This window comes from uncultured Virgibacillus sp., assembly GCF_947495635.1.
GTDB lineage: Bacteria > Bacillota > Bacilli > Bacillales > Amphibacillaceae > Virgibacillus > Virgibacillus salarius.
The window spans coordinates 1-21,630 of the sequence record NZ_CANMAB010000068.1 but is presented as its reverse complement, the minus strand read 5'-3'; the positions used below and the strand labels follow the sequence as shown (position 1 = coordinate 21,630).

General features: G+C 37.1%; 18 protein-coding genes and 1 pseudogene. 9 read left to right on the top strand and 10 right to left on the bottom strand.

Annotation, left to right across the window (positions count from 1 at the left end):
* Nucleotides 1–235: 235 nt before the first annotated feature.
* The 5 genes from Q1A47_RS14060 to Q1A47_RS14040 all read right to left on the bottom strand — a co-directional run bounded on the left by Q1A47_RS14060 (nucleotide 236) and on the right by Q1A47_RS14040 (nucleotide 5,806).
* The gene (locus Q1A47_RS14060; protein ID WP_026681859.1) at nucleotides 236–1,735 is read right to left on the bottom strand and encodes an amidase; all 1,500 of its coding nucleotides are present in this window, start codon (nucleotides 1,733–1,735) and stop codon (nucleotides 236–238) included.
* 66 nt (nucleotides 1,736–1,801) lie between these two features.
* Nucleotides 1,802–1,969 (bottom strand): hypothetical protein, encoded by a 168-nt coding sequence (locus Q1A47_RS14055; protein ID WP_162986287.1) that lies wholly within the window; start codon nucleotides 1,967–1,969, stop codon nucleotides 1,802–1,804.
* A 3-nt stretch (nucleotides 1,970–1,972) separates the two neighbouring features.
* Nucleotides 1,973–3,160: a Ger(x)C family spore germination protein gene (locus Q1A47_RS14050; RefSeq protein WP_026681858.1), complete on the bottom strand. Its 1,188-nt coding sequence runs from the start codon at nucleotides 3,158–3,160 to the stop codon at nucleotides 1,973–1,975.
* Complete coding sequence (locus Q1A47_RS14045; protein ID WP_166530840.1) at nucleotides 3,153–4,256, bottom strand: endospore germination permease; 1,104 nt, start codon at nucleotides 4,254–4,256, stop codon at nucleotides 3,153–3,155. The genes Q1A47_RS14050 and Q1A47_RS14045 overlap by 8 nt, the downstream gene beginning before the upstream one ends.
* Nucleotides 4,253–5,806, bottom strand: a complete 1,554-nt coding sequence (locus Q1A47_RS14040; protein WP_166530839.1) for a spore germination protein — start codon at nucleotides 5,804–5,806, stop codon at nucleotides 4,253–4,255. The genes Q1A47_RS14045 and Q1A47_RS14040 overlap by 4 nt, the downstream gene beginning before the upstream one ends.
* Nucleotides 5,807–5,981: 175 nt before the next feature.
* On the opposite strand from Q1A47_RS14040, the gene Q1A47_RS14035 reads away from it, so the two are divergent.
* Both Q1A47_RS14035 and Q1A47_RS14030 read left to right on the top strand, forming a co-directional pair.
* Nucleotides 5,982–6,986 (top strand): DUF3231 family protein, encoded by a 1,005-nt coding sequence (locus tag Q1A47_RS14035; protein ID WP_166530838.1) that lies wholly within the window; start codon nucleotides 5,982–5,984, stop codon nucleotides 6,984–6,986.
* An 8-nt stretch (nucleotides 6,987–6,994) separates the two neighbouring features.
* Nucleotides 6,995–7,492, top strand: a complete 498-nt coding sequence (locus Q1A47_RS14030) for a hypothetical protein (protein ID WP_121604600.1) — start codon at nucleotides 6,995–6,997, stop codon at nucleotides 7,490–7,492.
* 55 nt (nucleotides 7,493–7,547) lie between these two features.
* Here Q1A47_RS14030 and Q1A47_RS14025 read toward each other — a convergent pair whose 3' ends face one another.
* Nucleotides 7,548–9,245: a methyl-accepting chemotaxis protein gene (locus Q1A47_RS14025; protein ID WP_166530837.1), complete on the bottom strand. Its 1,698-nt coding sequence runs from the start codon at nucleotides 9,243–9,245 to the stop codon at nucleotides 7,548–7,550.
* 200 nt (nucleotides 9,246–9,445) lie between these two features.
* On the opposite strand from Q1A47_RS14025, the gene Q1A47_RS14020 reads away from it, so the two are divergent.
* Nucleotides 9,446–10,036, top strand: a complete 591-nt coding sequence (locus Q1A47_RS14020) for a TetR/AcrR family transcriptional regulator (protein ID WP_121604598.1) — start codon at nucleotides 9,446–9,448, stop codon at nucleotides 10,034–10,036.
* A 64-nt stretch (nucleotides 10,037–10,100) separates the two neighbouring features.
* On the opposite strand, the gene Q1A47_RS14015 is transcribed toward Q1A47_RS14020, so the two are convergent.
* The 3 genes from Q1A47_RS14015 to Q1A47_RS14005 form a co-directional block, all read right to left on the bottom strand.
* Nucleotides 10,101–10,847: an SDR family NAD(P)-dependent oxidoreductase gene (locus tag Q1A47_RS14015; RefSeq protein WP_166530836.1), complete on the bottom strand. Its 747-nt coding sequence runs from the start codon at nucleotides 10,845–10,847 to the stop codon at nucleotides 10,101–10,103.
* Nucleotides 10,848–11,241: 394 nt separating this feature from the next.
* Complete coding sequence (locus tag Q1A47_RS14010) at nucleotides 11,242–13,284, bottom strand: catalase (protein ID WP_240455833.1); 2,043 nt, start codon at nucleotides 13,282–13,284, stop codon at nucleotides 11,242–11,244.
* Nucleotides 13,285–13,630: 346 nt separating this feature from the next.
* On the bottom strand, nucleotides 13,631–13,957 hold the full coding sequence (locus tag Q1A47_RS14005; protein ID WP_121604597.1) for a MazG nucleotide pyrophosphohydrolase domain-containing protein: 327 nt from the start codon (nucleotides 13,955–13,957) through the stop codon (nucleotides 13,631–13,633).
* A gap of 241 nt (nucleotides 13,958–14,198) precedes the next feature.
* Between Q1A47_RS14005 and Q1A47_RS14000 the strand changes: the two genes are divergently transcribed.
* The 6 genes and pseudogenes from Q1A47_RS14000 (at nucleotide 14,199) to Q1A47_RS13975 (ending at nucleotide 19,966) form a co-directional block, all read left to right on the top strand.
* The gene (locus Q1A47_RS14000) at nucleotides 14,199–14,807 is read left to right on the top strand and encodes a hypothetical protein (RefSeq protein ID WP_166530835.1); all 609 of its coding nucleotides are present in this window, start codon (nucleotides 14,199–14,201) and stop codon (nucleotides 14,805–14,807) included.
* Between the two features lie 289 nt (nucleotides 14,808–15,096).
* Nucleotides 15,097–15,429 carry a hypothetical protein gene (locus Q1A47_RS13995; protein WP_166530834.1) on the top strand — a complete coding sequence of 111 codons (333 nt, stop codon included), beginning with the start codon at nucleotides 15,097–15,099 and terminating at the stop codon, nucleotides 15,427–15,429.
* Nucleotides 15,430–15,557: 128 nt separating this feature from the next.
* Nucleotides 15,558–15,991, top strand: a pseudogene (locus Q1A47_RS13990) (carbon starvation CstA 5TM domain-containing protein); the annotation flags it as partial.
* Nucleotides 15,992–16,322: 331 nt separating this feature from the next.
* A complete protein-coding gene (locus Q1A47_RS13985) occupies nucleotides 16,323–17,507 on the top strand; it encodes a collagen-like protein (RefSeq protein WP_299632381.1) in 1,185 nt (394 codons plus the stop codon).
* A gap of 576 nt (nucleotides 17,508–18,083) precedes the next feature.
* Nucleotides 18,084–19,304: an EAL domain-containing protein gene (locus Q1A47_RS13980; RefSeq protein WP_026679587.1), complete on the top strand. Its 1,221-nt coding sequence runs from the start codon at nucleotides 18,084–18,086 to the stop codon at nucleotides 19,302–19,304.
* 98 nt (nucleotides 19,305–19,402) lie between these two features.
* Complete coding sequence (locus Q1A47_RS13975) at nucleotides 19,403–19,966, top strand: helix-turn-helix domain-containing protein (protein WP_299632380.1); 564 nt, start codon at nucleotides 19,403–19,405, stop codon at nucleotides 19,964–19,966.
* Nucleotides 19,967–20,096: 130 nt separating this feature from the next.
* Here Q1A47_RS13975 and Q1A47_RS13970 read toward each other — a convergent pair whose 3' ends face one another.
* Entirely contained in the window at nucleotides 20,097–21,395 is a 1,299-nt protein-coding gene (locus Q1A47_RS13970; RefSeq protein WP_121604592.1) for a Zn-dependent hydrolase, read from the bottom strand.
* Nucleotides 21,396–21,630 lie beyond the last annotated feature (235 nt).

Genomic DNA, 21,630 nt, shown 5'->3' with positions numbered 1-21,630 from the left:
GCCCACGGAAAGCGAAGTAATTAGTCGGAGCATTGCCAATATACATCAAACATTTCAAAATAACTACTTGGCTTAACACAGTCATTGCACTGATTTTATACTTTCTTAACTTATGAAAAAAGGAAGAAATACCGGTGTAGTTTGGTTATCTTTTAAGACAGGATGACTTCTGAGACATACCTATCTATACACCGAGGCTATTTCTCCCCTTTTTCTATTCACATCATTACTCTAGCTACCGTTTAAAATAAGGATTTCCCTTCTGTCCGATCCATAAATCGGATTTTTCCATATGATAGGCAAGTTGCAACAAGCGGTGCTCCTCTCCTTTTCCAGCCATCACTTGAACGCCAAGTGGTAAACCATTATCTGATACATAAACAGGTATCGACATTGCCGGCTGTCCAGTTAAATTAGCCAGTTGTGTAAATGGAGTATAGGTTAAACTAGGTAAAAACATATCATAAATAATGTCCTGCTGCTCTTCGATTCTAGCTAATTGCATCTGTTCAATTAGCCGATCCTTCTCAGCACTGCTCCAAGTGAGTTCTCCTACCTTCGGTGCCGTATACGCAGATGCAGGTGTAATAAAAAAATCGTACCTTTGATGAAAGGTAGCCATCTGTTCAGCGGCAGTATCCCATGATGCAAGGCTAGCAGAAAAGGCAGCTGCTGAAACGGATTGACCAGCAAAATTCAGTAACCATGTCTCCACCTCTACATCATCCGTATCAATCGGGCGACCAATTGATTGCTCGACACTGTTTATCATAGTTGCTATTTCGCCACTGTTCATTAGATAATAGTTTTGCATTAATTGCTTCCCATCAACCTTGGGCTCTGCTTCCTCTACATGAAACCCTTGTTCCTCCAACCAATTTACAGTATCCATAACGGCAATCTTTGCATCGTGTGAAACAGGGGTACCAACTGGCGATTTCGTCGTAAAAGCAATCCGCAACTGTTTCGGTAAATGTTGCTGTATAAATAGCTTATATTCTTCTGAAAATAGTTGCGCTTGAAATGCAGCTTCTGGTTGGATCGTTTGTAATATATCCAGCATACTCGCACTATCTCTAACCGAACGAGTTAGTACAAAATCTATCGCTGCACCATGCCATTGCCGACCAACCCCAGGACCTACCGGAGTTCGTCCCCTCGTTGGTTTTAAACCAAATAATCCCGTAAATGATGCAGGGATGCGAATGGATCCACCACCATCGCTTGCACCAGCAAGCGGGACAATACCTGAAGCGATAGCCGCTGCCGATCCACCACTTGATCCACCAGGAGAGTAGTTTTGATCCCATGGATTCTTTGTTGGCCCATCAACCTCTGGTTCTGTTATATTTTTCAACCCAAATTCGGGTGTATTCGTATGGCCCATGAACTGGAAACCTGCATCTCGAAAAGCTGTAACAAAATGCGCATCCTCATTAGCAATAGACGTTTGTAATAATCTGGAGCCTGAGGTGATTTTTTCTCCAGCTAATCGCTGTGATATATTCTTTAATAGTACTGGAACTCCAGCAAATGGCCGTTGGAAGGATATTTCTTTTTGTACTTCAGAAAGCGCCTTCTCTCTTCTATGTTGAACAACCGCATTTAAGTCAGGATTTACACGATCAAGTTGTTGAAAGCTTACCTCTAGTAATTCTTTGGGAGTTACTTCCTTTTTCCTAATTAATTCAGCTAAAGCGGTAGCATCCATTTTTATGTATTCTTGAACATTCACTGCTATACCTCTTTTCTCCATGATGCCATTAGTGTATCACTGAATGTTCAAGTTACCAAATCTAATCTATTCTTTTTCATAATTGCTTGCATCGTCTTTTTTCTTCCATGGCGGATCGCCTAATTTATGAAATTTCATATTCATTTTTGCAATTGCGAACGGGACTAGAAATGCGAAAGCCATGTATATATACGTTTTGAAGCTCGGTAAATTGTTTACAAGATTATGCCACATTTGCTAATCGTCTCCCGTCGTCTTCACTTTATCTGATGAACCAACCATTTGTACCTTTGCTGTCACATTGATATTAATCTTGCTTTGAGAATAATAATTTTCTCCTTTATCCCAATCATCCTTCACTGTATTCCAAAATGAATAGTGTTTCTGATATAATTTGTCACCAACACCGATCACATCAACTTTTAGCTCTTTTTGTAATTTATCTTTTGTTTGAGTAGTCATTTTTTTTATTTTATCTTCTACAGCCTTTTCCACTTTCTTTATATACGAATCCATACGTACGCTTGCCTTACCAAACCGTTCCGCTACATTTCCATTTACATGAATATCAATTTTTGCATCAATGTCAGTTTTATCTTTTGGGGTCACATGGATACCTCGATCTACACTCTTTAATTCCACTGTAACCATTTCGCCATTTACGTTTACTTTAATGGACCCATCTGTACTCGTTTCTGTTAAAAACGCTAGACCTTTAGCTTCCTCACCCATTAAGGAATCAACCATCTCGTTTGTCACACCATAAAAAACTGCTGCTCCTTTATATTGGATAAATTTATCGGCAAAATGTACCTCAGGGATACTATAGCTCCGTTCGCTTAATAGCAGCTCTTGTACTTCTCCAATATGAACGGGTTTTAATGATCCAGCATTCTTATAATTATTTTCCATCAAGGAATCCAAATACAGTGCAGGTATTTTCTCGTTGTCAGGCACTATGTCTAGTATCTGTCTTGCTTCCCCTTCAGCAATTACGATACGGATACCTCTCCGCATTTCATGATCGCGGATAAATAAGTCCATAATACTGCCAAACAGATTGGGTTCCTTCACTACATCCTCAGATACAATTAGAACCTTTAAATGCTGATAAAAAGGTACTTGACTAGTTAATGTAGCCATTTCACGATTGACTTGAAAAAGACTTTCTCCAGTAGCAGATATATTTAGATACGCCTTCTGTCCCCCACCTCTTCCTTGCATCGGAGCACCTAAGCCTGAAGGAACAACGAATTGGCTTGTCAACATTAACTCATAGGAACCATCTGCTTTCTTTTCTACTAAATCGATAGCGGATCCAACTGCGAAGCCTCGATTTTCGATTTCTACCCGATCCCAGCAGCCCGCTAATGCTAATGTCAGCAAACAATAATAGAGAAGGAATACCAGCTTTCTTTTAGGCATTTGATCTTCTTCTTTTAATAAGCGACATGATAACTAACAGAACGGTAACAAATAAGGTGACTAAAAGACTGTAAGAACTAACAAATTTACCAAGCTGAACTACCGTTATTAAATCTTGAGGGAACATCCCAACAAGATATATTAATGGAGTAAGAATATATACTAGTTGAATCTTTTTTAATTTCGAAACAGATTCTAAGGCAAATACCGTTACATCAAAGGACATAGCAGTTGTATTAAAGATTGACATAATCCAGATCACAAAAAAGATAGAGTCAAAGCGCTCGAAAAATCCACCCGGAACCTCGATTTCTTTAGCTAATTCAATAATGGGATAGTTTAAATTTGCGGTTGCTAAATTGCCAAATACACCTAAACATAACAGATAGATAAGGATGTATAAAGCAGGTACAATAGCCATACCAATTGCTGCCATCTTCGGAGCCTTTTTAGGCTTACGAACAATGGAGGTATAAAAAAGTAAAATGGCCGAACCAGTAAAAGAAAATGAACTTGTTTGCATTGCCTTTAAATGCCCAGTTAAATCCGTTTTAAAAACAGGCAGATAATTGTCAACACTAAACCAAGCGACTGCGAACCCACCAACAAGCATAGTTATAAAGATAATAATCGGGAAAAACATCATGTTTAACCGGAAGAGCCCTGCTCTAGATCCAGCTATTGCATAAACAACAACCAGTAAAAACGATAATGCAATAACTTCTACTGGAGTCTGATCAAATAAGTATTCCTTCGCAATATCAGAAATAACCCTTATCATAAATGCCGTTAATACAAACCCCTGCAGCGCAAGTAGAATGGTAAGCACGGTAGCAATTGGTCGTGTTACAAGTGATGAGGCATAGCTAAAAAAGGATTGATGTGGATACGTTGAAGCAAGCTTAGTAATTAGCCAAGTAAAAACAATAAATAGAATCCCAACTATGAGAATAGTTAGCCAACCATCCGCTGAAACTGTATTTTTTGCAATTTCTCTAGGTAAAGAAAGGATACCAACACCAATAACGGTAGAAGGAACGGCTATCAATAATTCTTTATCACTAATCGTTTCATCGCCATATTCGAACCACTTCAAACCTTTTTCCCCTCCTTATCTCCAGCCTTCGAATCGGTTGGCTGTAAGTATTCAGGACGCTTCGTTAGCATAGGTATCGGCACACGTAGGATTAAATCATCCCAATCTCTAAAGAAGGTTGGCGCAAATGGTGCTGAATACGGTACACCGAAGCTCTTCAGATTTACAATATGAATATTAATCATAATATACACAAGCACAATACCGTATAATCCTAAAAAGGCTGCTGCTAACATAAACGCAAACCGGATTAACCGAAAGGATATCGCTACACTATACAACGGAAGTGTAAAGGATGCTACTGCCGTTAATGCTACTACAATTACCATTATTGGGCTGACAACCCCTGCGGAAACAGCTGCCTCGCCAATTACCAAACCACCTACAATTCCGATTGTTTGTCCAATTGTCTTCGGTAACCTTGCCCCTGCTTCTCGTAATAGTTCCATAGTAACTCCCATTAACACAGCTTCAATAAAAGCTGGAAACGGTACACCTTGTCTAGTAGCTGCTATGGAAAAGGCAAGCTGTGATGGTATCATTCCTTGATGGAAGGATACTAATGCAATATATAATGCCGGAAGAAACATCGTAATAAAAGCAGCTAAGTAACGCAGACACCTCAATAATGTCCCAATCAGCCAGCGCTCATAATAATCTTCTGGAGATTGAAACGTATTGCCTATCGTTGTAGGTGCAATTAATACAAATGGCGTACCATCTAAAATGATGACAAATTTCCCCTGTGTTAAACCAGCAGCTGCTTTATCTGGTCTTTCTGTATTATCTACCTGTGGAAAAGGCGATAAAAAACTATCCTCAATCCATTGTTCAATATAGCCAGATTCCAGCGCATCATCTGTATCAATCGCCTCTAATCGGCGATTCACTTCCTTTAAGATATCTGGATGAATTATCCCTGAGATATATGCCACTACGAGCTTCTTTTTCGATCTTCTCCCAATTTCATGTGTCTTAAAATGTAAATTCGGATCACGGATTTGCCGACGAAGAAGCACCATGTTTGTCCGTAAATTCTCAACAAATCCCTCTCTGGGACCTCGTATTAATGATTCCGAAACTGGTTCTTCTATCGAGCGATTTTCCCACATCTTTGTATCCAATAATAAAACACGATCAACGCCATCGAGGACAAACACAGAACTACCTGATAGTAGTGAAAGCATTAGTTCATCCATGGTATTCACATTTTGAATACTTGTTAAACTGATTAGCTCTTCATGAATAATCGCAAGTAAATTTGGCTTATCTGTGTTTGTCAGCTCTTTATTTCTTTCGATAATCTCTAAATTTTTTAGAACATTTTCTTCTATCGTAGCCTTATCACTAAGACCATCTATGTAAACAATCGCGCACCTATGTTCTCCTAAATGGAATCTCCTCATAACTAAATCATTTGGAGAATCAAGCAACTCTTTAATACTTTCCAAGTTATCGTCAATATTCGCATCTAAATACCGGGAAAAATTCTCATCATTAGCGGTTATCCCTTTTTTACTTTTTCTTTTAAATATGGAGCGAGCAGCCACAGCATCACCTTCAATATAGAGTATTTCTCCTCTTTTTTTGCCCTACTTCCTACAAATTTATACCCATTGTTTTTTTCCTAAATACTGTATAATAATTCATTTTCCACAGAAACTACAAAAGATAGTTATTCAGACCTGTATAGAATGACACATATAATAGGAAGGAGTTTTACTTTTGGGAAATCATCAATCTATTGCTCTCTCTGCTGCTGATATATCTTCACTTTGGACTACATACCAAAGCGATACCGTAACAAGGTGTGGACTTCAATATTTTCTAAATCATGTAGAGGATACAGATATTCAACAGATACTCGAAGAGGCACATACTTTAGTAGAAAAGCATATTGCTCATATTGAAGAAATATTTCATTTAGAGGGTATACCAATCCCACATGGGTTCATGGATGAGGATGTTGATATTCACGCACCACGTCTCTTCTCTGATCACCTTTATTTAGAATATACACATAACATGACCATTCTAATGCTGAGCTCTTATAGTATGGCTCTATCCGTTGCAGATCGCGATGATGTTATTGACTATTATTCGACGAATCTTGAATTAGCTAAAGATCTCCATAAACGAACAAAAGAATTAGAAAAGGAAAAAGGTATATACATTCGTACTCCACGTATTCCGATACAATCGAATATAGAATTTATCCAAAAGAAAAACTTTATTTCCGGATGGTTCGGTGACCGCAGGCCATTACTTGGTATGGAAATAACTAATTTAGTCTTTCATGCTAAGCGAAACGCATTAGGACATGCAGTAATTACTGGTTTTAGCCAAGTAGCACAATCAAAAGAAGTTAGAAAGTTCTTTGAAAGAGGTAGGGATATTTCAGGGAAGCATTTAGAAGTATTTACATCTATTCTACATGAAGAATTTTTATCTGATGGAGCACTTCTATTGACTTCCGAAGTAATGGATTCAACAAAGCCACCATTTTCTGATCGATTAATGATGACCTTTGTTTCCACCCTCATCGCATCTAGTATAGGACAATATGGAGTTGCACTTTCTACTAGTCCACGTCATGACCTGAGCGTACAATATACCCGTTTAATCGCTGAAGTTGCCAAATATGCAGATGATGGAACGAAAATCCTGATTGAAAATGGTTGGTTAGAGCAACCACCAATGGCAGCTAATCGTAAAGAATTAGCGAAATAGGGCTTTGTATGGAGCAGAAATTATCAAAGAAGAGTAGAAAATTAGAAGTGCTGCTGTGGAGTATTGCATTACCAGGTTTTGGCCAGTTATTAAACCAAAAGTACGTAAAAGGTTTATTGTTAGTCGGACTAGAATTTATCATTAATATCATGGGGAACTTTAACCAGATTATTATTTTAAGCTTTCACTTTAGAATCGAAGAAGCAATCGAGGCAACGAATTATCTATGGCTGATGTTCTATCCTTGTCTATATTTTTTTAGTATTTGGGATGCCTATCGAGATGCTGGTGGTGGAAAAAGGCCGTTTGCATATCTTCCTCTTGTGTTCTCGGCATATTTTGTAACAGTAGGTTTAATATTTTCATCTAATCTTACATTATTTGGGAACTTAATCGGTCCTATGTGGTTGCCAATCTTATTTTTACCAATTGGCTTAGGTATTGGAGGAATTATTCAATGGATACTCCTAAAAGTACTTAAAAATAAAACGGATGCAAATGCCTAAAAAGCTCTCGTGATAAGAAATAACTCGAGAGCTTTAGACGATTAAATATATTCTATTATCGTAGTTTAAATTTTTTTACAAGTTCATTTAAGTCTTCAGCAAGCTTTGCTAATTGCTGTGAACTATCCACTACTTCCTCCATTGAACTACTAGACTGCTGAGCTGCTGCAGATGTCTGTTCAATACCTGCAGACGACTCTTCCGTAATAGAAGCAATCTCTTGAATAGATTCATTCATTTTATTACTATTTGAAGTCATTTCTGCTAAATTGTCAGCCATGCTATTTATTGTATGAACCATCTCCGTAACAAACATAGAAATTCCATTGAATGTTTCTTGAGTTGATTTAATCTGTGATGTCCCTTCTTCTACCTCTGTATAACTTCCTTGTAAAGATTCTGTTACTAGCGTTGAATTCTGTTGGATATTGGAAACGATTTTGGTAATATCTGTTACAGATTCCCCTACCTGCTCAGCAAGCTTCCTTACCTCATCTGCCACTACAGCAAATCCTTTACCATGTTCTCCAGCTCGTGCAGCTTCGATGGCAGCATTTAATGCTAATAAATTTGTCTGATCCGCAATGTCTCTTATTACATTTACTAGACTAGATATTTCCTGTGATTGTACGTCTAGATCCTTCACTTTATGAACAGCATCTTTAACAATTTCATCGATTTTGACCATTTGGGCAGAAGAAGATTTCATCATTGAATCTCCTTCTTCAGTCATTGTTAAAATCTCATTTGATGCTTGTTGTATAAGTGCTCCTTTATCATTTGTTTCCCGGACCTTTGTTGTAAAGTTATCCATGTTCAAGGCAAGGTCACTCGCGTTGTTTGCTTGTGTTTCCGATCCAGCTGACAACTCTTGCATCGTAGTTGCTACTTGCTCTGATCCAGCTTTTACGTCATTCGCTGTTTGTGACAATGACTCGCTATGATTACCTACCGTCTCAGAAACGGAACCAATTCTTCCCAGAAGTTGATTCGTATTTTGATTCATTTCATTGGTAGCATTTATTAACTGCCCTAATTCGTCTTTTAATGATGTTTGTAAAGGCTCATGATGAAGCTCACCTTTTGCGATTAATTTCATTCGTTTTGTTAGGTTAAAGATTGGCCTCGAAATAATACGAACAATAAATAGTTCTATAGCTATACTTATGATGGCTACTAACACGGTAACTACAATTATAACGATATGAGTAGATTTCCCATCGTCTATAATCGATTGCCCGTCATCCGTAATTTCTTCCTTCGTTACTGTAAGAGACTCTTCTAGCCTTGACCGAAATTCACTTTCTAATGGTTCTACCTCGCTTGTCATCTTCGTCATTGCTTGTTCTCTATTTCCAGCGTCATAAATAGAAAATACTGACTCTACCGATTCTTCCCATTGGTTTTTCATATGTATTAGTTCTTTAATCTCTTCATTGTTACCATTTTTGGCAAGCTGTTCTTCTAACGTTTTGTTTTCTTCCTTCATTGCTTCATATCGCTGTTTATAATCAGCTGCATTATATAGTAAATATCCTCTAGCTAGCCCCGTTTGCTGTGCCAAATTTGCGTTTATTTCTTCAGCAACGCTAACATACGGTAGATCTTGCTCAATCATCTCTTCCACTTGATGATTTGTTTTGCCTACGAAAATAAAGTTATATATACCTAAGAGACAGCTTGAAATAATAACAATTGAAAAGCTTACATATAGCTTATTTTTTATATGCTTAAAATTCATTATTTTTTCCATCTACCCAAACCCCTTTTCAGATAAGATACTTCACAACCTCTATATGTGTTTTATCGGAATTATTTTTAGGTAAATGTATATCCTTTTTAATTTTTGTATAATTCAGTTTATTAAACAAGTTGTTTCTTTGATCTATGTTGCTTGAACAAGTATACTAATTATAGGAATTTTTGCAGTTTAGGATTTGAGGTTGGGTGAATTTGAAGAAGAAAAAAACTGGCGATCCCAGAATAAGAAGAACCATCGCGTTTTTAAAAAAATCCCTTATTCTTTTAATGAAAGAAAAACAGTTACATGAAATAACCATTAAAGATCTTTGTGAAAAAGCTGGAGTAACAAGACAAACATTCTATCTCCGATTCGATGATCTTGATCAATTTGTTCACTATGTTTCTAATTTAATACTTGAGGACTTTCATGAGAAGTTAGAGGTTAACGAATCGCAGACAGAGCTAAAAGATATGAATCTAGATAATTATACGATCTTTATCCGCCTGTTTGAGCATATCCTCGATAATCAAGCTTTTTATGAATCACTACTTGCTAAAAATACAGGATCTCCCTTCGCTACAGGCTTCAAAAAAGAACTCTATCATTTTATTGAAGCAGGGCTTTCGATGGTCTCTCCTAACGATGAAACAATAGCAGCACCAAGAGAAGTTATTATTGTATATACAACAGCTGCCTATTTTGAAGTCATCGTTTGGTGGATAAATAACAACTATCCTTATTCGAAAGAAAAAATGGCACAAATCTTACTTCACTTATCTGTTAAAGGTCCTTATAAATAAAAATAACCCAGCAATGTGCTAACTGGGTTATTTTTATTTATGTTAGAAAGCATTGACTACACTTCTATAAAGCGGTCCAACCACCATCGATAACTAACTCAGCTCCCGTCATAAAGCGAGATTCATCAGATGCAAGGAATAACGCGCCATATGCCACATCTTCTGGCTTGCCTAAATAAGGAAGCTGTGTAAATGTTTGATAGTATTGCATCGCATCTTTCATAGAAGGTGCTGTCATCGGTGTTTCAATAATTCCTGGATGCAATGAGTTAACGCGAATATGATCTTTTGCATAATCTACTGCTGCTGACTTAGATAAGGATCGAAGTGCACCTTTCGCTGCAGTATATGGGCTTGTCCCAGCCATTCCAACAATTCCCCCGATAGAAGAAATATTAATGACAGATCCTCCACCTTGTTTTTGCATTTCTGGAATGACATACTTCATCCCTATAACACAGCCATTCAAATTAATATCCATTACTTTATTCCATTCATTCATTTCCATTGTTGCAATGGTCTCTGGGCTAGATACACCAGCGTTATTTACCAAAATATCAATTTTTCCATATGCTTTCAGCGCTTCAGCAATGACCTGCTTCCACTCTTCCTCTGACGAAACATTATGTTGAAAGGCTATTGCATCTCCACCATTATCCTTTATATCATCTATTACTTTATTTAATAGATCTGTTTGAATATCAGTTGCAATAATTTTTGCTCCTTCTTCAGCAAATAGCTTTGCTTCCATTGCCCCCATGCCATTGGCAGCTCCGGTAATTAACGCTACCTTATTATCTAATCGACCCATGTTCCTCATCCCTTCTTAGAAAAGAATTTGTTTTACAGATGAAGTATATCATTTAAGTTGTTTAATTGACAAATAATTTACTTGGTGTAAATTATTAAAAGATGTCGTTTTTATCCTATAGGAAGAACGCTTCATTAGTTCCGTATAGAAAGGATGACTAGTATTCATTTTTTTATAACTAAAAGAGCTTATAGGAGGAACCTCTTGGTTATCTACAAGCTCTTTTTTACGCTACAACTATTTGTTTTTCGTGTACGAACGTCCTTCTTCCGTAGGCGTATTATAGTCCAACCCTTCCTCTATTGAAGGAGAGCTTTGTTCATATGATCATACAAATATTAATGGTGCTTAGTCACGCACAACTTTATAGTATCCTTTTCAATAGGACTTTTATCTAACCTCTTGCCCAAAAGCGCTGTTTCGTCATTGCTTTAATAAATTCATCTGCAAACAATTCTGATGTCTGCTCTATTAGCACACCAGGCTGACCATCTATGCCTAAAGATTCAATAATGGTAGAAGCTTCCTCAGAAGCACCAATGGGTTTATAGTGATTATAAGATTCTACAACATAGGATTTTGTTTTCCAAATAAAATCATTTCCCATATGATCTCCACCTACAACATACAATCCATCATATAAAAGAGGAGAACCCGTCAAAAAGCTATTATCCACCTTCCACTTTTCCCCGTTCTCCCCTGTGACCGTTCCTAAATCTTTAGCAATCATTACTGGCTGAAGTCCTACTGCTTTCCATTGATTCAATATTGCCCTCGTTACGCTCTCGTTAAATCCTTGGCCAATAATTACACCTACACGCAACGTATCAGGACGAAATATTGTATTTGCCATGCTCACAGCTGGTGATTTCTTGGTTACCGTCGACGCTTCAACATCTGGAATCTCTGCACCAACATTTCGAGCCACACTAGCTGCCAATTTACTACTGATACGTCCTAACATATTTACTACCTGTTGTCTTACAGATATACTATTGACTTTCCCTAATTCAAAACTAAATGCATCAATGATGTGCTCTCGTTCAACCTTTGTCATACTATTCCAGAACAGACGAGCCTGTGAGAAATGATCCATAAAGCTCCTTGCTGTTGCCCTAATTTTTATGCCTTCGACTGCGGAAGGATAGGTTACATAACCGCCTTTACTACCTGGTACAGTATAAGGTGTATTATTCGCAAGGGAATTATTATGATAAGCAACCTGCCCTTTATCGATAGTAATTCTAGCAGCACCATCTCTCTGGTTATTATGAACAGGACAAATGGGTCGATTTATTGGCAGTTCTTTAAAATTGGTTCCTACTCTGTAAAACTGCGTATCTGTATAAGAAAACAAACGCCCTTGCAGCAATGGATCATTCGTAAAATCAATACCTCGAACAATATTACCTGGATGAAGTGCTAGTTGCTCCGTTTCTGCAAATACATTATCAACATTTTTATTTAGCGTCATCTTTCCAATGATTTGAACAGGAACATCTTCTTCTGGCCAAATTTTCGTTGAATCTAAAATATCGAAATCAAAATTAAATTCATCCTCTTCTTCAAGTACTTGAATCCCTAGTTCCCATTCTGGGTAATTGCCTGCTTCAATGTTCTCCCATAAATCTCGTCTATGATAATCAGCATCAGCCCCTCCAAGCTTTTGTGCTTCATCCCAAATTAAAGAATGAACCCCTAGCTTCGGTTTCCAATGAAACTTTACAAACCGTGATGTTCCCTCTTTATTTACGAAGCGAAAGGTATGTACACCAAACCCTTCCATCATTCGAAAGCTTCTAGGTATCGTACGATCAGACATAATCCACATCATCATATGTGCTGATTCTTGATTATTTGCAATGAAATCCCAAAATGTATCGTGTGCCGTTTGTCCTTGTGGTATTTCATTATGAGGCTCTGGTTTTACAGCATGTATGAGATCTGGAAACTTAATACCATCTTGAATAAAAAAGACAGGAATATTATTTCCTACTAAATCAAAATTCCCCTCTTCTGTGTAGAACTTTGTAGCAAACCCTCGTACATCACGATTGGTTTCATTCACACCTCTTGAACCCGCTACTTGAGAAAAACGAAGAAAAACAGGTGTCTTTACAGATGGGTCCTGCAAGAACTTTGCCGTTGTTAGCTTTTCTTGAGACTCATATACCTGAAAATAACCATGGGCTGCATAACCGCGAGCATGAACAACACGCTCTGGTATACGCTCGCGATCAAAGTGAGTCATCTTTTCACGCATCATAAAATCTTCTAAAAGCTGCGGTCCCCTAATCCCTGCTTTTAACGTATCCTCATCATTGGAAACTTTAACACTTTCTTCTGTAGTCATAATCTTTCCATAGTTATCCCTTACAAATTCATTCAACTGCTCTTGCTTTTTATTCTCATGTTTCCGTTCACTTTCTTTTCCCACGATGTAAACCTCCTCTTTCGATGCTTGAAAAAGCACATGATTCTACAATAGATTCTATTCTCTAAAAATAGAATTATTCAAAAAAGAGGAGATGGACAATCAATAGTTGACTATGAGTGAATATATGATGCTTTACAGTATGTGATACCAACAAGTGAAAATAGCCTGTTCCCTTCATTTAGCCTTTCATATTAAATTTTTCAAATTTATCGCTGCTACCCTTTCTTATAAAAAATCCATGTACAATAATACTGAAATGCGTCCTGCATCATGTCTTGTTGTATGATGAATAAATACAAAAAGTAGCCACAACGCTGCAGCTACTTTTTATGTAATGACAAATATACTATTCTTCATCGTCTAGATAGCGATTAGACAATTTCTCCTTATGTACTTGAAATACTTCTTCTAACGAAATATTATATTTGTTTGCAATCACTGTAACATTGCCCAGTACATCCCCAAGTTCTTCTATTAATTCTTGCTTATTTTCCTCGAAAGTATTATTTGCTTCATCGGGACGATCACGACCGATTTCTAGTGACCTTATCGCTCTCGCTACTTCCCCAGTTTCCTCCGCTAGAAAACCGATTCGAATAAATACATTTAAATTAGACCATCCTCGATGATTATAATAATCCTTTACCCATTTCTGCCATTGTTCTATATTCATTACCCATCCTCCCTTTTCACTAAAATACTAACATACCATACATGCTAATGTGCAAGACAAGTTTAGAGTTATGAAAAAATATAAGTCAGCCATTAAAACCCATAGATAGACGATGATTCCTATACCGAAGTGGGATAAAGTGTACTGATCAAGGAAATTTATAGGAACAATTGTAATAATTCACATAATCCTTCTATAATAGAATAAAGGAAGCATAAAATGATAAAAGGGGGAGTTATTGTTGGTAGACAAACAAGTTCAAAAAAGAGGCTGGAAACATTTCACTATTTTCACTATCATTGTAGGCTTGATTGTAGGAACTGCCTCTGTTATATCTGATAACTTATTTTTGCTTGGTGACATATCATTTACTAAATTTGTTGTTTCCTATTTATCCATTATGATTAACTCCTTGCCAATGTGGTTTATATTAGCAATGTTTGTAGGCTATACATTTTCAAAAAGCTTGAAGGAAGCAGCTTTATTTGCAGTCATTTATACAATTGTTGCAATTACATTTTATTTTGTAATTGGCTATTTTTATGATGATAATGCAATCTCAACGCCTATTACTACATATGTAGAGTGGTATGGAGCTTCTGCGCTAGGAGGGATTATTGGTGGTGTTATTGGGTTCTTCCTAAGAAAAACACCATTTGTATTATTAATCTTACTTGCAGGCTTGCTTTTTCAATTATATATAAATGGTATGAGTAGTTGGAATAACATTATTGGTATATCACAAAATATTACCTTTTGTTTAATGATATTATCCATTCTTATTTACTTAGTTACTAGCAAAATAAGTAGTTGTCCAAAAACGCAGCTCCCTAATAGCATATCTAAATAAACGATTAATAAAAACAACTAACGAATACAGAAAAATTTTAAGCAAAGCAAAAAGGACAAGTGGTTTGATAACTCCTAACAATAGTTCCGTGTCTATTTGTACATGGATCTGTTATGAACTTCTTTAGTTCACTCCCAACTTCTTTGTATTGCCTTTAATTGCAGTGAATCTAGTGAAAAAATACAGAGATATTTTCGAGAACGCGAATATTCTAAGCAAATTCTCATTTAACACTTAGCAAAATCTCAGATTAATTCCTTATTTTGTTAATAAAGGAGTTGGATAAAAAATGAAAATTAGTGTTCTGGTAATTAGTTTACTATTACTTACTTCATGTAATGGAAGCTATCAATCATTAGTGAGTAAGAAGACCGAACAAGCACCTCTCTCTCACCAATCAGATCATCCATTACAAGATTTAGTTGAATATCCCATTATTAGCGATGTGGTCGACATGAAAGAAATGGATTGGGATATAACAAAAGATAATCTTTATAAACGCGTTATCCTTTTTAAAAAGAATGGTGAAATAAAATATAAATCAATTTATATTAAAAAAACCAATAGGTTAAAGCTAGTGAAACTTGATGAAGGACTTCTTTATAATGAAATTATCCAATAATTAACGATATTATCATATCGAATTTAGTTTGAGAAATAAATAAATAATAATAACCATATTTGCGGGCGCAGCACACGACTATTTAACAGGGTGATATCTATTCGAAATAGAGGAGCGCATATTCTAGTACAATAGCAGTTCTTGGAGCCATTGTACTGCCAATAACCTCAGGAGATACAGCGTTTCGTGCCGCTCGTTCTGTTATTGCTGACTACCTTAAACAAAAAAGTGTTTAACCGATTAGCCATAGCCGTTCCGTTGTTTATCACTTCTTATTCCTTAACGAAAATTGACTTTAATCTTCTTTGGAGATACTTCTCTTGGGCAAACTAAGCAACAGCCGAAATCGCACTTTGAATTGCAACTATGTATATTTAATCGATGATTCCAACCATTTTTTATGAGTTATATGGTTTTTGTTTATATCTTAAATGCGGAAATTGGTTTCCGTTTAGAGCTTCGTCTATCATTTATAATAGGTGCAATTTACAGTGATGCTTACTTTTTTGTTCTTAAAAAAGCAAAGGAAAATAAAGCAAACAAATTGGACGTAGATATGTAAACAATTAGTAAGAAGCTTACACGGTCATCTGTGTAAGCTTCTTTTTTGGAAATGAATATTACATTCTATAAAAGACCCTTTTCTAATAATCTCTGTTATAAATTAGTGTTAAGCTTAATATTCAGAAATTATACTGCCATAATAAGCTCCTGACAAATATACTAATTTTCTTGAATTCCACTAAAATTCCTCTCTCACATACGTATTTCCTACCTGTATAAGATGTAAACTTTTACATTATTTTACCGGATAGTAGGGTTTTGAATTACACCGTCATTTTTTTCTTTTAATAGAATATAGAAGTCCAGCTTTTGTTAGAGGAGGGAACAAGATGTCGAGCAGTAAATTTCCACAATTTTACCATAAAAGATGTAATTGTCCTGCTAATAAAAATAACTGTTCATATTGCAAAAACAAAGAATTACATGTGGAGTATATTGATAGCTACGATGAAGATATAAATCATAGCTACTGTACTAATTGTAATAAACACTATAACCACTGTCGATGTGGTAACTTAAACATCATAAATGAAATTAATTTACCTTCATGTTGTGAAAATGGTCCTACTGGAGCTACTGGGCCGACTGGACCTACTGGCGCTACTGGGGCTACCGGACCTACTGGCGTTGCTGGCGCTACCGGACCTACTGGCGCTACTGGCGTTACGGGGGCTACTGGAACTACCGGTGCTACTGGCGCTACCGGTGCTACTGGGGCTACTGGCGTTACTGGCGTTACTGGCGCTACTGGCGTTACGGGGGCTACTGGAACTACCGGTGCTACTGGCGCTACCGGACCTACCGGCGCTACTGGCGCTACTGGGGCTACTGGCGTTACGGGCGCTACTGGCGTTACGGGCGCTACCGGACCTACCGGCGCTACTGGCGTTACTGGCGCTACCGGACCTACTGGTGCTACTGGCGTTACGGGCGCTACCGGACCTACCGGACCTACCGGTGCTACTGGCGTTACTGGCGCTACCGGACCTACCGGCGCTACTGGCGTTACTGGCGCAACGGGAGATATTGTAACAGATATCGGCTTTTCCGCTAACAGGGTCCCTACAACTGTAGCTGCCGATACCCAACTGGACAATTGGTCTGTAGTGAGTCCTTTTTATGATGCAGCAGGATTTGACGAAGTAGCTGGAACATATACCATTCCTGCAACAGGACGATATTCTATAAAAGCTGTTATCAGTTACTCAACTACAGCAGCTATTACTGTTTCATTAGGAGCAGGAATAAATCCAGCTTTAGTAGTCCAACGAATATCACCAGTTACTACAGACTTAATTACAGGGTTATTTCCCGTTCTAAACGTAGACATTGTTCTATTGCTAACATTAAGGGCCATACTAGGAAGCGGCCAAGTAACATTAGAAGGAGATGTAGAATTAGATGCTGGGGATGTCATTGCTATTCAATATGTCGCAGATGGATTAACTATTAATGTCGATCTAGGCGGTACAGATGCAACTGGAACGATTTGGTCAGTTCACAGATTATCTTAAGTTATTTAGAATATATAAGCGAAACTAAAATAGTTAACTCAAAGCTGAACGATAAAATAAATGTTCATACGAAGCGCAGTCAAATTTCGTAGACTCCTTGAAAAAGAAAAACGCTTTTTCTGCGTGCAATGTATCGCTACCGAAGCCTTCCTTATCCTACGGGAAAAGCGTGAGCCTGAACATCCCACAGGAAAGCGTTCTTTACTTTCTGAGGAAGCTAATACGTCCCCGCGAAAAGCGAAGCATTTTGACTTAGCAATGAATGAACTACCTATAACCATAACAATAACCCGAACTTCATCTAAACTATTTCAGATAAAGTTTGGGTTTTACATATCTAAATATTCTTTCGTTCCAACCTCTTTTAGATATCTATAAGAATATTGTAATGCATGAAAATGAAAAGTTATCGTACTAACAAATCTAAGATAGTTATTCTATTTTTACAGAAAATACAGAAGCTCTACTTTCTTCATTTAGCAAAACTTGGTTATTATTATAGGCTATGTTAGGAGAAAATCGTATTCATACATGCTATACTATGGGGTATAAAGGACAATTATGGAGTTGATACGTATGGACCCATTAGATATCATGATGAAGCTTGATCAGATCGTTCCATACTTCGATCCGATTATAAGTGCAGAAAATCAATTAATTATTGGCTATGAAGTTATACCTTATTTTCAAGGAGAAGACAAAGAATTACATAACCTCTGTTGGTTTGTAAAAGATGAATCGATACCGAGCGAATTCCGATTAGAGCTAAGTAATGCGGTGCTTCATAAGGTATTAGATAAGTATATATGTTCGGATCAGTCCCAATTTTTATTTATTCATTATGATGCTAATTTATTGCTCAAGGATGATGGCGATAGCATGATGGCATTATTAAATACTTATGCTGAAAAGGGACTGATGCTAAAAAATTTAATACTACAATTTTCTGAGTCATTTGTCACAGATCATATCTATGAACTAAAGCATTTATTTGCATATATACAAACATATGGTTTACAAATCGCAATTGATGACGTTGGTCAACGTAATGGTAACCTAGATAAATTAGCTATCATTAAACCCAATATAATAAAAGTAGATGTAGCATTTCTACAAGATGATGACCTACCTCAATTGTATCAAGATGTACACCATTTATTATCTATGCTTTCTCGTAAAATTGGCGCAACCTTACTCTTTAAAGGCATTACAACGTTCCAACAATTAAATTATGCATGGCGAAATGGTGGTCGTTATTATCAAGGAAGCTATTTGGAAAAGATACACCCTGAATTTATATCAGCAGACAACTGTAAGGATAAAGTTAAGAAAGATTTCCACCATTTTATAACATTTGAGCATAAGAAAATGAAAGCGCAGTTAGATTTGACAAATAGAATTAATCAACAATTAGGAACAACTTTGAAAAAAATAAATCCAGATGCCCCTTATGACGAAACAATCCTGACCGTTGCTAAGGATTGTGATGCATTTACATTTCGAGTATATATTTGTAATGAAGCAGGCTTTCAATTATCCTCCAACGCGGAAAAGAATCTGGATGGTGAATGGGAATTGCGTAACGAAGGACGACAAAAAAACTGGAGCTGGCGCCCGTACTTCTTTGAAAATATTGTACGTATGAATATGGAGAAAAAAGGAATACTTTCTGATTTATATACAGATATAGAGAGAGACGAGCGAATTAGGACATACTCCCATCCTATCTCAGAACAACAATTTATTTTTATCGATATCCCATACAATTTTCTATTCGAACAAGATGGTTTATTATGAGAGGCTGAGACAAAAGAATGAAGATACAATAAAAAACGAACGATAAGGTACCGACCCCCTGAAGTTAGAGTAAAAAACTAATTTCAGGGGGTGTTTTTGTGGCTAAATATAGTGAAGAATTTAAAGGGAAGGTTGTCACCGAGTATATAGATGGAAATCTTTCATATCGTTCCTTAGCCAAAAAATATCATATGAGTAGCTTTACACCAATATATGAACGGGTGAAAAACTATGAGCGTCACGGTATGGCGGGACTAAAACGAAGAAATAAAAAGAAGGAGTATGCTGTTCAATTTAAATTAGATACGATACAATTTATGTTAGAGACAGGTGCTTCTTATAGAGAAACTGCTGTTCCATTTAAGTTGAGCACTTCGTCCATTGTTAAACTCTGGATGAAAAAATTTCGCAAACAAGGTAAGGAAGGCCTGGAATTAAAACAAAAGGGGCGTCCTTCTATGCCTAAAAAACCCATTAATCAGAAGAAGCAGGAAGCAAAAAAGAGAACACGTGAAGAAGAGTTAGAACGTGAGAATGAACTACTAAGGCTAGAGAATGCCTACTTAAAAAAGCTAAAAGCTTTTCGGGAGAATCCGAATGCCTTCTACGAAAAGCACAGGCAAAGGTGGCATTCGAACTCAAAGAAGAAGGATTCCGATTAAAAGGTATTCTTCTTGTTGTGGGTATTCCTGAAGCTACCTATTATTATCATATGGAACGCTTTGACAGAGAAGATACAGAAACAGAATTAAAAGGTTACCTCCCCCCTTGTCGGTTATCCACTAAATATGCTTACTGTATCTTTTCTACAAAATTTTTCAACACATGTATGGTTTGCACGCAATCACTTAAATCAGACCATTCTAAAGGATTATGGCTAATTCCATTCTTGCTTTGGACAAATAGCATGGCTACTGGAACTTTTTCGCCAATAATCATGGCATCATGTCCAGCTCCACTTGGTAACTTATAAGGTTTCATATCCATTTCCTCGATGGTTTCTGCTAATAATTCCTGCTTATCACTCATAATCGGTACTGGCTTCACCCTCGTTTTTTCTACATAGTTAAACATAAGATGATGCTTATCGGCAATCGCTTCTGCTAGATTTAAAACATTATCCACTAATACATCTCTAGTATTCTGATAAATATCTCGAATATCAACATATAAAGTTACTTTGCCCGGAATAACATTTACACCATTTGGTTCTACGAGTTGTTTCCCAATGGTAGCAACAGCAGTATCATTCATTTCTTTGGGTAGCTTATTCACTTGATAGATAAATTCACTTGCGGCTACAAGAGCATCCTTTCGATCTTTCATCGGTGTATTTCCTGCATGACCTGCTTCTCCTAAAAATGTGAGCTCCAACCAGCAAGGCCCAGCAATTCCTGTCACAACACCACATGGCAGCCCTTCTTTTTCCAACTGTTTCCCCTGCTCAATATGTACCTCTACAAATAATTCAATCTCGTTCATATCCCGTTTCGCATTCTGATAGCCTTCCACACTTAATTGAACCTGTTTTAGAACTTCTTCAAAGCTATATCCTTCCTTATCCACTAACTGTTTTTTCTCTTCCATATTAAAGTTTCCAATCATTGCTTCACTTCCATTCAGCCCACCATTAAACCGCGCCCCCTCCTCATCAGCAAACACCACTACTTCAAAGGGTTTCGTTGGTTGATATCCTATAGTATTCCATGCCTCTACTACCTCTAATGCGGCAATCACACCAAGCACTCCATCGAAATGGCCACCATTTGGTACACTGTCCACATGGGAACCACTCATAATAGCGGGACGTGTAGCTTCTTTACCCTCTAGTCTTCCAATTAAATTCCCAGCACCATCTTCTTTCACCTCTAGTCCTGCGTTCTTCATCCACATGGCAACTTTATTTTGAGCAGCCACTTCCTCTTTTGAATACCCTGGACGATTGGCCCCACCATCTTCAGTTCGACCAATAGTAGCTATTTCGTTTAAACGATCAGCAATTCGCTCACCAGATACCCCTCCATAATCTAATTCCTGATTGTATCCATGCAATAAACGCTCACGGAGCAAATTCGTTTTCTTTTGATTCATTAGCTGTTCCCTCCTACTCGATTTTTACTAAACAACAAATTGAATTAATAATAGAATAATTCCAACTTGTTTTTAAAGTCAAGATGCCATAAAGTGAAACTTCAATCAATGAGGGCTTACTGCCAGTTATATACGTGATATATATACTGCTACAGAGATAAGAAAAACGGAGCAAAATTCGCTCATTCCTTATCACTACATGCTCAGATTTACGCTTCCTCTAGTAGCTATTATG

Coding starts and splice junctions, on each gene's coding strand:
- Q1A47_RS14055 (WP_162986287.1), bottom strand. CDS start 1,969: ATGTGGCATAATCTTGTAAACAATTTACCGAGCTTCAAAACGTATATA.
- Q1A47_RS14050 (WP_026681858.1), bottom strand. CDS start 3,160: ATGCCTAAAAGAAAGCTGGTATTCCTTCTCTATTATTGTTTGCTGACA.
- Q1A47_RS14030 (WP_121604600.1), top strand. CDS start 6,995: ATGGAGCAGAAATTATCAAAGAAGAGTAGAAAATTAGAAGTGCTGCTG.
- Q1A47_RS14025 (WP_166530837.1), bottom strand. CDS start 9,245: ATGGAAAAAATAATGAATTTTAAGCATATAAAAAATAAGCTATATGTA.
- Q1A47_RS14015 (WP_166530836.1), bottom strand. CDS start 10,847: ATGGGTCGATTAGATAATAAGGTAGCGTTAATTACCGGAGCTGCCAAT.
- Q1A47_RS14005 (WP_121604597.1), bottom strand. CDS start 13,957: ATGAATATAGAACAATGGCAGAAATGGGTAAAGGATTATTATAATCAT.
- Q1A47_RS13995 (WP_166530834.1), top strand. CDS start 15,097: ATGAAAATTAGTGTTCTGGTAATTAGTTTACTATTACTTACTTCATGT.
- Q1A47_RS13985 (WP_299632381.1), top strand. CDS start 16,323: ATGTCGAGCAGTAAATTTCCACAATTTTACCATAAAAGATGTAATTGT.
- Q1A47_RS13980 (WP_026679587.1), top strand. CDS start 18,084: ATGGACCCATTAGATATCATGATGAAGCTTGATCAGATCGTTCCATAC.
- Q1A47_RS13970 (WP_121604592.1), bottom strand. CDS start 21,395: ATGAATCAAAAGAAAACGAATTTGCTCCGTGAGCGTTTATTGCATGGA.